The organism is Gulosibacter sp., from assembly GCF_052090685.1.
In the GTDB taxonomy this organism is placed as follows: Bacteria; Actinomycetota; Actinomycetes; order Actinomycetales; family Microbacteriaceae; genus Gulosibacter.
Window position 1 is genome coordinate 67,477 of record NZ_JBQDBE010000009.1, and the last position, 12,429, is coordinate 79,905.

The following is a 12,429-nucleotide window of genomic DNA, read 5'->3' on the forward strand; positions in this document are numbered from 1 at the left end:
CTTACTCGGTTGCCAACGTCGGGGTGGCACCAGCATCAAGTGGCGAGGGGTAGAACGTCAGTCGGTACTTACCGATCTGCACTTCTCCACCATTGGTGAGCTGAACCTGATCGATGCGTTCGCCGTTGTAGTACGTCCCATTGAGCGAGCCCAAGTCTCGGACCTGGAAGTTTCGCCCCTGGCGCGTGAACTCAGCATGGCGACGCGACACGGTGACATCGTCCAAGAAGATCTCGGCGTTGGGGTGACGGCCGGCGATTTGGAGGTCAGTATCAAGCAAGAATCGGGCGCCGACGTTGTTCCCCCGGCGAACGATCAATAGTGCTGAACCTGAGGGTAATGCCCCGATCGAGTCCATTTCTTCTTTTGAGACACCGCCAGCGATTAGCGCGGCTAGCTGCGCGCTGAAATCCCCCGTGAACGACATCGTCGACGATGTGTCTGGCTCCGGGTTGGCGCCGGCGGTGGAGCCCTGCTCGGAGTCTCGCTCGTCGAACTGCGCCATGTATTCCTCCTGCTTGGTCAAGGTTCACCAGCCTAGCGCACAAGTGCGCAGGCAATCTCTCCAATACTGCCCTGACTTCCTGTGACAACTCTAAGTCATCCTGGCTCGCGCTACACTGCACGGCGTGAGTTTCGATGACCGTTACGACAGCGACCCCCTAGCGACCTTTCGCGAGAGCAAGAAACCTCGCAAGCCACGGGAAGTCACCGCGAAGCGCGGAATGTGGCTCGAGGACGCCAATACGCAGTTCTTCGGTCAGCTCGTCGCTGCGGATCGCGACACCGTCACCCTCGCTGACGCAGACGGGGCAAAGCGCTCATTTCCCCGTCACGCGGTCTTCCTCGATGACGACGGCGCAGTCACACTGGTGTTTCGGAAGCCCGCTTCGAAATCACGAGCCCGCAGCGCATCCGGTTCTTTTCTCGTCAAGGATGCACCGGCTCGAGTCGCGCGGGCCGGGCGCATTTTTGTTGAGGGTCGCCACGATGCTGAACTTGTCGAGCGCGTGTGGGGTCACGATCTGCGCGTCGAAGGTGTCGTCGTCGAGTATCTCGAGGGCGCGGATCATCTCGACAAGGTACTCGGTGACTTCGGTCCGACCCCCACGCGTCGCGTCGGGGTCTTGCTTGACCACCTCGTGCAGGGGTCAAAAGAGACACGGATTGCGCAGGGAATTACCCAGCAATTCGGCGCAGATTCCGTGCTCGTGGTTGGTCACCCCTATGTTGACGTGTGGCAAGCGGTCAAGCCACTGCGGCTTGGTCGGCAGTCTTGGCCGGTGATTCCACGAGGGCAGTCTTGGAAGCACGGCATTTGCGAAGCCCTCGGACTCCCCCACGAAGACCAAGCGGACATTGCCAACGCGTGGCGGCTTATCCTCGACCGCGTGCGCGACTGGGGCGATCTCGAACCGTCGGTAATCGGAAGAGTCGAGGAACTCATCGACTTCGTCACCGCTCCTGGCGAATAAACCCGGTCAAAACGATCGCACGACAACTCGCCGAGTCCTAAAGTGAGTGGCATGTCTACTCGCCTCTCACTTGCGCTTCGAATCATCCTGCCGGCGATCTGGATCGGTCTGATCATTGCGATCGACCTGATCGAAGCACCCCTCAAATTCCAAGCCCCGGGAATCACGATTCCGCTCGGGCTCGGAATCGGTCGACTCGTATTCCTCGCCATGAACATCACCGAGATCATCCTCGCGATTGTGCTCGCGATTGCCTTGTGGAAGCCACGCGCCGACCGCCGCACTTGGACGCTCTATTTTGGCCTCGCGTTGTTCCTTGCGATCAAGGTCCTCGTAATTCGTCCACTCCTCGCACAGCACACCAATGCGGTGCTCGACGGCACTTCTGATGGTGGCTCAACAACCCACTATTTCTATATTGCGGCTGACATGGTGATTGCGGTGCTGCTCGTGTGGTTCGTCATTGCTCAGGTTAGGCGGATCGTCCCCAACACTGTGGATGTGCTCGCCGCAAAGTGATGTCGGTGGGTGCGGATAGCCTTCGGGCATGAGGATTTTGCACACATCAGACTGGCATATCGGTCGCACCTTTTTCGGCGAACAGGTGGGCGAGCACCTGCGTACGGTGCTCGCCGCGCTCGTCGCCGCCGTTCGCGAAAATGACGTGGATGTGGTGGTCGTCGCGGGTGATGTCTTCGATACGACGATGCCCGCCGCGGCAGCCTACGATTTTTTGACCGAGACCCTGATCGCGCTGCACGATGCCGGTGCGACGGTGATCCTCACCAGCGGTAATCACGATTCTGCTGCGCGACTTCGTTTCCAGTCCAGCTGGGCTCGGCAATCGGGGATCCATGTCATTGCCAGACCCGAACAGGGTTTTGAACCGGTCGAAGTGGCCGATGAGCACGGCGACATTACGTTCTACGGCGTGCCGTACTTGGAACCGGCCTTGCTGCGACACGTCGAAGGCGCCCCAGAGACGCGCGCCCAAGCTGCCGTGATGCAGTGGGCAACGGACCTCGTTCGGAGGCACCAAGCCGAGAACCCGGGGCGTTCCATGCTGATCGCACACTGTTTCGCCGCGGGAGTCCCCGAGTCAGCCAATGCTGAAGACATCGAGCGCGATCTCACCGCTGGCGGTCTTGATGTGGTGCCGCTCACGACCTTTGCTGGGTTTGACTATGTCGCGCTTGGTCACATCCATGGCCGCGCCGAGTTGCAACCACATATTCGCTATTCGGGAGCACCGCTCCACTACTCATTTTCAGAGGCCAACTCGCCGCGTGGCGCGTGGCTGGTGGACTTCGATGCTTCGGGTTTTGCCGGAGCGCAATGGCTCTCACTCCCCGTGCCACGTCCACTTCGACGGCTGCGTGGCACCTTGGAGTCGCTCCTCCATGATGATGCACACGAAGGCGCGCAATCGGCATGGGTGGCGGCCTCGCTCACGGACCAGGCTCGACCAATCGATGCGATGGCGCGGTTGCGCACGCGTTACCCTCACGCCGTTCACGTGGAACACTCGCCAGAGACACGCTTGGAAAAACAGCAGGAGGGCTACGCGAGAAAACTTGCTGCAGCGCCCACCGATGAAGAGCGGATCGAGAGCTTTCTGGAGCACACGAGAAATGGGGTGGGTGCAAGTGAGGTTGAGCGAGAGATCCTCGCCGAAGTACTTGACCACCTGCGCATCGAGGAGGCCGCGCGATGAAACTCCTGACACTCACAGTTGAGGGCTTCGGGCCCTTCCGCCGCAAGCAGTGCATTGATTTCACGGACTTTGAAGAGGAGGGGCTCTTCCTCATCGGCGGGAAGACCGGTGCCGGCAAGTCCACCGTCCTCGACGCCATTATGTTCGCGCTGTACGGTTCCACGCCACGATACGAGGGCACGCCTCGTGGGGTGCGGAGCAACTTCTCGGGGCCCGACGAAGTGAGCGAAGTTCAACTCGAATTTGAACACGGCGGTGAACAGTATCGGGTCACCCGCTCACCCGAGTACGAGGCGCTGAAAAAGCGCGGCGAGGGCACCACAACGCGCCCGGGTAAGCAAGAAATTGCCCGACTTGAGGGCGACACCTGGGTGAGCCTCTTCACGCTCGGACGAAATGTCGCTGCGGAAATCAGTCGCATTTTCCCGCTGCAGGCCGAGGAGTTTCTCCAGGTCGTGATGCTTGCGCAGAATGAATTTCAGAAATTCTTGCACGCCGATTCTGCCGACCGCCAAAAGCTCTTACGCAAGCTCTTCCACACGGAGCGCTACCACGCAATCACCGAGCTGCTCGGTGACCGTGCCAGGGAATCCGGTCAGCGATACGAGCAGCTCAACGCCGAGGTCAATCAACTCGCCGACAGCTTGGCGAGGCGGCGTTCCGATCTCTCTTCCGCAAGTGACGAGGCTGCTGAGTCGGACCGCGAACGTACCGGCACTGCGGCGGCTGCCACCGACCAACCAGATAAGCCAACTTCCGAATCGAAGCCTCCGGAGGTATCCGCCGAGTGGATCGACGAGATCGTGGCACTGGCTGAACGCATCCGTGAAGAACGAGTCGCGACGCAGCGAGAACGAAGTGATGCAAGCACGCTGACGGCCAAGCGGCTCACTGACGCCCTGCGGATTCAGGGTCTGCAGCAACGACGGGCCAAAGCGATCGGTGACCGTACCGAATTGCTCGCCGACCAAGAACGGATCGACACGGAAGTCATTGCCCGTCTCGAGACTGACGACCGTGCCATCCCGTTAGTTCCAGCGGTGGAATCCTTTCGGAAAACGGAGTCCGCATTACAGAGCGCGGTCAAGGTGTTGAAGCAGGCGGGTGATTCACTGGCACAGGAGCTGCAAGCGGAGGTCGATGCCGAGCGCACTCCCCCGGCCTCGCCAACAGAGCGAGATATCGAGTCGATTCGTGCCGTCCAGCGCGAACTCACCGAACAGCTCGGGAGTTTGCGCGAGAACGCGAATATCGACTCGGCCGTGGTCGCCAAACAGAAATCACTTGAGAGCGCAAAATCTGAAGCCCGCGAACAGGAAGATCACCTGCAGGCAGTGCAGCAACGCGCTGAGGCGCGTCCCGCAGCGAGAACCGAACTGGCCTCGAACCTTGCGTCCTCCCGAGAACGGTCGCAGGGTCGCAAAGTAGCGGCAGACGCCCTGACGGAAGCCACCAACAAGCGAAAAGCCGCGCAGGAATTGCCAGCGCTGGAGGCCGAGAGGCTCGAGGCCGCAACTGAGCTTGATCAGGCCCTGACGGATTCCAATGCCAGACAGGAGAAGGAGCGTGCGCTGAATGCCCAGCGCTGGCTGGGCGCGGCCGCATCGTTGGCCGCAGATCTGGTCCCGGGTGCACCTTGCCAGGTATGTGGTTCGCTCGAGCATCCTGCCCCCGCAACCAGTGAGGTCGCCACGGTGACCGATGCCGACCTGAAGAGGGCAGAGCAAGCCACGACGCAGGCAGCGCAGCGAGTCGAGAAAGCACGCTCGAAGAAGGATGCTGCGGTCACCGCTGCGGAACAAACAAGGGCAGCAACCGCAGGGTTGAACCGAGAAGAAGCCGAGACACGAGAGGCTGAGGCGAAGGCAGCGTTGCGGCGCATCAAGGAAGCGGAGTCAGCGATCTCCCGGCTCGAAACAGAGCTGCAAGAACTCGACGAGGCTGCTGAGCGCGACTCGAAACTTACCGCCGAGCTGACCGCAGCACGCGATCATGCGCGCACCCTGGTGACCACAACAGAGACTGAACTCAATGAGCTCCTGCAGCGTCAAGCCAGTCTGCGCGGCCAGCACGAATCGGTGCGCGACAGGCTGAATCGCAGCAGCGCAATCGAACAGGTCTGTGGCAGGTTTGTCATCGCATTCGAAGCGCAAGCACGCGCCGAGGCGGAGGCAAAAGAAGCCAAAGCGCACCTGGCGGCGGCACTCGATCCCAGCCCCTTCGATTCTGCAACGGCAGTGCTCGAAGCGCGCCTCGACGCATCCACTCGGAAAACACTCGTACAAGAGCAAGACACCCACGCGAAGAAGCTGCACGCAGCCACGGAACTCCTCAACGATCCGGAACTTGCGCAACTGCCAGAGGCACCTGTGGATGTGGAACAGCCCACTGCCCTCGACGAGGAGGCTCGCGTCGCGCTGGAAACTGCGAACCGTGCCCTCGGGGAGGCAGACAGCATCCTCAAGGAAATTCGGACCACCTCGGTATCGGCGAAGTCTGCGCTCGACCGCCGCGCGGCCATCGGCGAACGAGCGCGAGCAGAAAAACAACTCGCCGCAGATCTCAGCGGCAAGAATGAACGGATGCAAAACCTCGAGGCATTCGTGCTCGCCGCGCACCTCGAACAGATTCTGGACGCCGCGAACTCGCGGCTGAAGGACATCACCGCAAACCGCTACGAGCTAGAACTCGATGACGAACTCGCCGGTCGCGGCCGACAATCCGGACTCGGATTGAAAATATTTGACGTCTACAACGGCAAGTCCCGAGCCCCTAAGTCGCTCTCGGGCGGCGAGACCTTCTTGGTATCCCTCGCACTCGCGCTCGGACTCGCCGACGTGGTCTCTTCGCAAGCGGGCGGCATCACCCTTGACACCCTGTTCATCGACGAGGGATTCGGCTCGCTAGACAGCGACACCCTCGAAATCGCGATGCGCACGCTCGATCAGTTACGTGAAGGCGGGCGCACCATCGGTGTGATCAGCCACGTCGGTACGATGCAGGAGCGCATCCCAGCACACCTCAATGTGATCGTGAGCCCCGACGGCTCGAGCGATATCAGCACCGACGTATTTGCCACGGATCCGGTGCCCGCCCCGCAGTAGTTCCGAGCGGCGGGCTGCTAGACGAGGCCCAACCCGGCAAGGAATTCGCGCAGGTCCTCGATTTCTTGCTGGTCGACCGCGTGTCCGAGTCCCTCATAGACCTTGATGCTCGCATCCGCGTGCTCGCGCAACCAAGTCTCGGTGTTGCCAAATATCGATTCCGAAAGCACCGCATCTTCGGTTCCGCGGCCGAAGAACACTCGAGGAGGCGCTTGTTTGAGCGCCGCGTCAGTGTCGCGAGGTGCGGGGTCAACGAAACCAGACAGTAGCGCTCCGGAGGTCACCGTTTCGGGACGGCTTCGGAACAACTCGGACACCATCAGTCCGCCCTGCGAAAAACCGATCGGTACGATCGGCTGGCCTGAGGTGTGCTCGTCCACAAATTCCCACAGTCCCGCGGTCGCCGCGTCAATCGCGCTGCGGTCGACGGGGCCGCCGTTCGCGAGTGGGAACCACGCGGCACCGCCGGTCTCGAGTGCGTACGGTGCCCGCACTGACAGCCAGTCCCAGCCCTCGCCGAGTCGCGTGACGAGTCCCGGCAAATCCCGTTCATGCGAGCCAAAACCGTGCAGCAACAGCAGCAGCGGTCGGCCGTCGGGGCCCGAATCACGAGGTCCAACAGCCGCGGGGATTGGTGCCGGAGTAATCGCTGCAGTCATACACAGTAGTGTCACACACCGCGGCAGTTCGTTCCCCGGAAACGAGAAACGGTCCCGGCACACCTGCCAAGACCGTCTCGTCGTATTCGTGGCGACTACCGCAACGGGTTATTCACCCGATTCCTGCGAGTCTCGCGTTTGGCTCGAGCGGAGCGCCTCGCCCAGTGCAGCACCGGTGCGGTCACCCTGGACACTGGACTGAATGATTGCGCCAAGATCGATTCCCGTTGCCGCCTGCACGGCATCGAAGGGAGCCTTGAGCGTTGCGGCGGACTGCGCGGCTGAGTGCTCCGCGGCGCCGTCGGTCGAGATTACGGTGTAGCCGCCGATCGCAGCCTGCGCGTTCGCGAACTCGGCAACCATCGGCACAAGCTGGTCGATGAGCTTCTGGGTCACGAGCACCTGCTCGTGCTTCTCGATCGCCTCACCCATTGCAAGCTGTGCGGAAGCCTCTGCCTCACCAGCTTGACGGATTGCTTCGGCCTCAGCTTCGGCCTGAACGCGACGTGCGTGTGCCTCGGCGTCGGCTTCGGCACGGCGGGCAGCCGCCTCAGCGTCGGCGTGCGTGGTGCGGGCGGTAGCGTCGGCGCGGGCAGCGGTGGTCCGTGCGTGAGCGTCAGCCTCAGCGACCTGCTTGCGCGTCTCGGCTTCCTTGGCCTCTTGGTAGGCGCGGGCATCGGCCTTACGCGACTCGTCGTAGAGGTTCGCATCCGCGACCTTCTTGACTTCTGCATCCAGCTGCGACTGCTTGTTGCTTGCTTCCTGGTCAAGCACGGCTTGCTGGAGCTCTGCGCGGCGCAGTGCTTCGGCCTGCTCGGCTTCGGCATTGGCGCGACCGACCTTGGCCTTGGCGTCGGCTTCCGATTCCTGGAATGCGGTGCGCTCGACAAGTGTTTCGGCGTTCGTTTCGATCTGACGCTTCGCAACGGCACGTTCGGCATCGATGCGAGCGGTGTCCGCCTCGCGGTGCACGCGCTGCAGTTCCTGCGCACCGAGTGCCTCGATGTAGCCGCCCTGGTCGGTAATTCCCAAGATCTGGAAGGAGTCGAGTTCGAGACCCTGTCGTTCGAGGTCGCCCTCAATACCCTCGGCAATTTGGGCCGCAAGCGCCTTGCGGTCCTTCATCAGGGTCTCAACGGTGAGTGTCGCGACCACACCGCGGAGTGCACCCTCAAGTACCTCGGTCGTGAAGGCTTCAATTGCGCGGTCCTGCGAAAGGAATCGCTCCGCCGCACGACGGATGAAGTGGGGGTTGGAACCGATTTTGACGAGCGCAATACCCTCAACGTCCACCGTCACACCGTTCGCTGCCTGAGCGGTTGGTTTAATCTCAATCGACCGCGAGCGCAGCGAGAGCTTCGAAGAGCGCTGCGTGAACGGGTTAACGAAGAGGCCCCCACCGGATACAACGTCAATCTTTGATGACTCAGCGCCGCGTTTCGCCTTACCGGTGATGACGAGCGCTTCGTCAGCTGCAGCGGTGCGATACCAAGTTCGCGTGATGATCGCGAACACAATCGCGAGCACCACCACCACAACGAGAACAATGATCCCGCCAACTATCAGTAGCGGCGTGGCAAAGAAATCCATAAAGCGATGACCTTTCATCAACTGTCGGCAGTTCCGACTTGAGAGCTCCACATCAGTATTCACTGAACGTGAGGTTCATCACATCCGACACTGGTCGCATCCCGTACCATCCTGTGCACATGTTCTCTCTTGATTCCATCGCACGGGGATTACCTGCCGCGGCGCTTATTCCGCAGCTGCAGGATGCGCTGGCTCAGCACGGTCGCGCGGTGGTCGAGGCACCGCCGGGGTCGGGAAAGACGACAATCGTTCCTCCGGTGGTCGCGAATACCTTCGGTCGAGTGATCGTGACGCAGCCGCGTCGGATCGCGGCCCGAGCCGCGGCAGCGCGCCTCGCATCCCTCACCGGCACCGCGCTCGGCAACGAGATCGGCTATTCCGTCCGAGGCGATTCGCGCACGAGCAAGCACACGAAGATTGAGTTTGTAACTGCGGGACTGTTGCTCCGTCGGCTCCTGACGAGTCCGGATCTGCCCGGAGTCGACGCGGTCGTGCTTGATGAGGTGCATGAGCGGGATCTCGATGCGGATCTCACCTTCGCAATGCTGTGTGAAATTGCCGAACTGCGCGAAGACCTCACGCTCGTCGCTATGTCGGCAACGATCGATGCGGAGCGTTGGGCCCAGTTGCTTGGTGATGCCACGCCCGTGGTCCGCGCTCCCGCCGTGCCGCATCCGCTCGAGATTCGCTGGGCGCCGGCTTCAGTGCCGAGGCTCGATCAGCGCGGTGTGAGTCGTGAGTTTCTTGCCCATATCGCGAGCACAACCGCCTCGGCTCTAGGCGATCTCACTGACGGCTCCGCGCTGGTATTCCTGCCCGGTGCCTGGGAAGTGGCTACGGTGGTGCGGCAACTCACCGATCTCGGGGTGACTGCCCTCCCGCTCACCGGGTCGCTCAGCTCTGCGGCACAGGATGCGGCGCTCTCCCCCGGTCCGCGGCGGGCGATTGTCGCGACCGCGGTGGCCGAGTCGTCGTTGACGGTGCCGGATGTGCGGCTCGTGATTGATTCGGGTCTTGCCCGCGTGCCACGGCTGGATGTGGAGCGCGGGATCTCGGGGCTCGTCACCGTGCCGGTCTCGCGGGCTTCGGGGGATCAACGCGCGGGGCGTGCGGCACGCACCGGACCGGGCCTTGCGATTCGCTGCGTGGCCGAGCACGAGTGGGCGGGGTTCCCGGCCCACACGCGCCCAGAAATTCTCAGCGCGGATCTCACCAGCGCTGCGCTCACCCTCGCGGTTTGGGGCGCTCCGGGCGGTGTGGGAATGTCGCTTCCAGATGCACCCGATCCCGCCGCACTCTCGCAGGCGCACTCGACACTCGCCGCGCTCGGCGCAATTACGGAGCAACGTGGCGGTCCGAATGATGCGAGGATCACGGTCACGGAGCGCGGGCACCGGATCGCAAGGATTCCCACGCACCCCCGGCTTGCCCGAGCGCTCCTTGACGGTGCGGCACTGCTCGGCAGTGAACGAGCTGCACAGTTGGTCGCTGCCGTGGATTCCGATGCCCGAGCACCCGGTGGTGATCTCGCGGCACTCTTGCGTGCGCTACGACAGGGTAACTCGCCCGATTCGAAGCGGTGGCGACAGGACGCGCAGCGGTTTGCCCGGCTCATCGACGTGGCACAGCCTCCAGCACACCGTATGAGCGATGACGAGGTACTCAGCACTGTGGTTGGCCTCGCCTATCCCGAACGACTCGCCCGTCAGCGCGGTCCCGGCGGCGACTATCTCATTGCCGGTGGTACCGGAGCATCACTGCCAAGAGACTCTCGACTCCGGGGAGAGCCCTGGCTGGCGGTTGCCGAGTTGCATCGCACGACGCGGGACACGCTGATTCGCAGCGCAGTGCCGATCAGCGCGGAGACCGCCGTCGAGGTTGCCGGTTCACTCGTGCAGGAACAGACTGAAACTCGCTGGCACAAGGATCGCATCACCGCGCGGAAGATCCGCTCGATCGGTGCGATTGCACTCCAAAGCGTGCCGGTTCCGGTGGCGCCCCAAGCCGCGCGAGCAGCCGTCATCGACATGCTTTACCGCGAGGGACTCAATGCACTCTCGTGGTCCGAGGAAGCGATTCAATTGCGGAATCGGCTGGCATTGCTTTCCCACACGCTTGGGGAACCATGGCCCGCAGTGACCGATGAGCGCTTACTTGCGCGCGTTGATGAGTGGTTCGCCCCCGAGCTGGACTTGATCACGGCCGGTACGAGACTGCCACGCATCCATTTGCTTGAGCCCATGAAGCGGCTCTTCCCCTGGCCCGAAGCAGCTCGCCTCGATGAGCTCGCGCCCGAACGACTCGAAGTGCCCAGCGGTTCGAAGATCCGCATCGACTATCCGAATTTTGATGAGCCGGATTCCCCACCGCTCTTGCGCGTCAAGCTGCAAGAGGTGTTCGGCTGGCTTGAGACCCCTCGGCTCGTTGACGGGCGCGTCCCGGTGCTGCTGCATCTGCTGTCGCCTGCCCAGCGACCACTCGCCGTCACCGAAGACCTCGCATCCTTTTGGAACAACGCCTACGGGCAAGTACGTGCGGAAATGCGCGGCCGCTACCCGAAGCATCCCTGGCCCGAAGACCCGTTGACCGCACCCGCGAAGCGAGGCACAAAGAAATCCGGACGGTAGCGAAGCACCGTCGCGAATCGCGAACCAAGCCGGCTTCGGGCACCACCCGCGTTGAGTGAGTTCCAATGGTCGGTGCGTAACATGCCCAGATGAGCATTGATATTCCTTCCGCAGAAGATTTTGCCGATCTCACGAAGCACCGCAACGTCGCGAGTGTCTCGATCTATGTGAGCGCCGCGGCAAATGGCAACGGGGGCGACCGACCGGCAATAGCCCACGACACCGAGGCCGCACGCCTCGCACTTCGCACATCCACGAGTCAGGCGCTGAGTGACCTGGCACAAATCGATGTGTCAAAGACCGATCAGGATGCGATCGCCGCGCACGTACGTGAGCTCGAGAATGACCGCGACTTCTGGGCGACTTCCGCTCGCAGTGTTGCGGTATTCGTGTCGCCCGAGGGCATCCAGTCATTCCGTCTCATGAACAAGCTGTCACCGCTGACCGCCGTTGGTGACCGCTTCGATGTCGGCCCACTCGTACGTGCCATCAGTTTCCGCCACATTGGCTACGTCTTGGCACTTACCGAGGGCGAGGTGCGGCTCCTCTTCCTCGATTCCACCGCCACCACGCGACAAATTGAACTCACGACCCTGCCCGATGACGCCGCCGACGTGCTCGGTCAGTCGACCTCGGGCGGACGGCTGGACCGGCACAAGGCGGATGGCACGCTCGGGCCAAAAGTCGAACTTCGCCGGTATTGCTCCATCGTGCAGGATGCGGTGCTTCATGAAATCGGTGACGATTCAGTTCCGCTTGTCCTCGCCGCGGCAGCGGACCTGGACCCGGCGTATCGACAGGTGAATACCTACTCTTCGCTCGTCGAAGAGTCCATCGACGCCAACCCGGCGTCGCTCTCGGTGAGCGACCTCGAAACGCGAGGCCGTGTCATCCTCGACAAAATGTATGCCGCCGCGGTCGCTGACTGGTGTGAGAACTTCGGGAATCGAAAGCCGCAAAAGCGGGCGAGTTCCAATCTCGAAGTCGTCGCCCAAGCCGCAACCGCGGGCCAAGTCGAATCCTTCCTTTTCGACATTGAGTCGAATGACGAGGGCATCATCAACGACTTTGGTGAGGTCATTCCCGTGCCGGAACCGGGACCAACGACTTACCGACTGGTGGATGAGGTTGCGGCGCGAGTATTGCGTACCGGTGGCCGGGTCTTTGCCGTGCGACGTGATGATCTTCCCGATGATTCGCCGCTGGCCGCGGTTTTCCGTGGCGCTCTGAGCGACTAGGGACACATCTGGCCATTTGAGC

General features: G+C 62.1%; 9 protein-coding genes. 6 read left to right on the top strand and 3 right to left on the bottom strand.

The genetic code is table 11. From position 1 onward, the window contains the following. Nucleotide 1 precedes the first annotated feature (1 nt). The gene (locus ACTHXA_RS07640) at nt 2-505 is read right to left on the bottom strand and encodes an FHA domain-containing protein (RefSeq protein WP_441671145.1); all 504 of its coding nucleotides are present in this window, start codon (nt 503-505) and stop codon (nt 2-4) included. 124 nt (nt 506-629) lie between these two features. On the opposite strand from ACTHXA_RS07640, the gene ACTHXA_RS07645 reads away from it, so the two are divergent. Genes ACTHXA_RS07645 through ACTHXA_RS07660 form a run of 4 tightly spaced genes read left to right on the top strand, consistent with a single transcriptional unit; the run spans nt 630 to nt 6,293 of the window. Then, the gene (locus ACTHXA_RS07645; RefSeq protein WP_441671000.1) at nt 630-1,475 is read left to right on the top strand and encodes a DUF3097 family protein; all 846 of its coding nucleotides are present in this window, start codon (nt 630-632) and stop codon (nt 1,473-1,475) included. Between the two features lie 51 nt (nt 1,476-1,526). Beyond that, complete coding sequence (locus tag ACTHXA_RS07650; protein WP_441671002.1) at nt 1,527-1,994, top strand: hypothetical protein; 468 nt, start codon at nt 1,527-1,529, stop codon at nt 1,992-1,994. A gap of 28 nt (nt 1,995-2,022) precedes the next feature. Then, nucleotides 2,023-3,189, top strand: a complete 1,167-nt coding sequence (locus tag ACTHXA_RS07655; RefSeq protein ID WP_441671004.1) for an exonuclease SbcCD subunit D — start codon at nt 2,023-2,025, stop codon at nt 3,187-3,189. Beyond that, complete coding sequence (locus tag ACTHXA_RS07660; RefSeq protein WP_441671006.1) at nt 3,186-6,293, top strand: AAA family ATPase; 3,108 nt, start codon at nt 3,186-3,188, stop codon at nt 6,291-6,293. Before ACTHXA_RS07655 ends, ACTHXA_RS07660 begins: the two co-directional genes overlap by 4 nt. A 17-nt stretch (nt 6,294-6,310) precedes the next feature. Here the strand turns inward: ACTHXA_RS07660 and ACTHXA_RS07665 are convergent, their stop codons facing one another. Continuing rightward, a complete protein-coding gene (locus ACTHXA_RS07665) occupies nt 6,311-6,952 on the bottom strand; it encodes an alpha/beta hydrolase (RefSeq protein WP_441671008.1) in 642 nt (213 codons plus the stop codon). Between the two features lie 108 nt (nt 6,953-7,060). Then, nucleotides 7,061-8,542 (bottom strand): SPFH domain-containing protein, encoded by a 1,482-nt coding sequence (locus ACTHXA_RS07670; protein WP_441671010.1) that lies wholly within the window; start codon nt 8,540-8,542, stop codon nt 7,061-7,063. A gap of 119 nt (nt 8,543-8,661) precedes the next feature. Here ACTHXA_RS07670 and hrpB point away from each other — a divergent pair, with 119 nt between their 5' ends. Together hrpB and ACTHXA_RS07680 are read left to right on the top strand one after the other, a co-directional pair. Beyond that, nucleotides 8,662-11,169 carry an ATP-dependent helicase HrpB gene (gene hrpB, locus ACTHXA_RS07675; RefSeq protein WP_441671012.1) on the top strand — a complete coding sequence of 836 codons (2,508 nt, stop codon included), beginning with the start codon at nt 8,662-8,664 and terminating at the stop codon, nt 11,167-11,169. A gap of 89 nt (nt 11,170-11,258) precedes the next feature. After that, the gene (locus ACTHXA_RS07680) at nt 11,259-12,407 is read left to right on the top strand and encodes a baeRF11 domain-containing protein (protein WP_441671014.1); all 1,149 of its coding nucleotides are present in this window, start codon (nt 11,259-11,261) and stop codon (nt 12,405-12,407) included. Nucleotides 12,408-12,429 lie beyond the last annotated feature (22 nt).

Excerpts from the sequence above, each read along its gene's own strand:
- ACTHXA_RS07640 (WP_441671145.1), bottom strand. The coding sequence starts at position 505 with ATGGCGCAGTTCGACGAGCGAGACTCCGAGCAGGGCTCCACCGCCGGC.
- ACTHXA_RS07660 (WP_441671006.1), top strand. The coding sequence starts at position 3,186 with ATGAAACTCCTGACACTCACAGTTGAGGGCTTCGGGCCCTTCCGCCGC.
- hrpB (WP_441671012.1), top strand. The coding sequence starts at position 8,662 with ATGTTCTCTCTTGATTCCATCGCACGGGGATTACCTGCCGCGGCGCTT.
- ACTHXA_RS07680 (WP_441671014.1), top strand. The coding sequence starts at position 11,259 with ATGAGCATTGATATTCCTTCCGCAGAAGATTTTGCCGATCTCACGAAG.
- ACTHXA_RS07665 (WP_441671008.1), bottom strand. The coding sequence starts at position 6,952 with ATGACTGCAGCGATTACTCCGGCACCAATCCCCGCGGCTGTTGGACCT.
- ACTHXA_RS07650 (WP_441671002.1), top strand. The coding sequence starts at position 1,527 with ATGTCTACTCGCCTCTCACTTGCGCTTCGAATCATCCTGCCGGCGATC.
- ACTHXA_RS07655 (WP_441671004.1), top strand. The coding sequence starts at position 2,023 with ATGAGGATTTTGCACACATCAGACTGGCATATCGGTCGCACCTTTTTC.
- ACTHXA_RS07670 (WP_441671010.1), bottom strand. The coding sequence starts at position 8,542 with ATGGATTTCTTTGCCACGCCGCTACTGATAGTTGGCGGGATCATTGTT.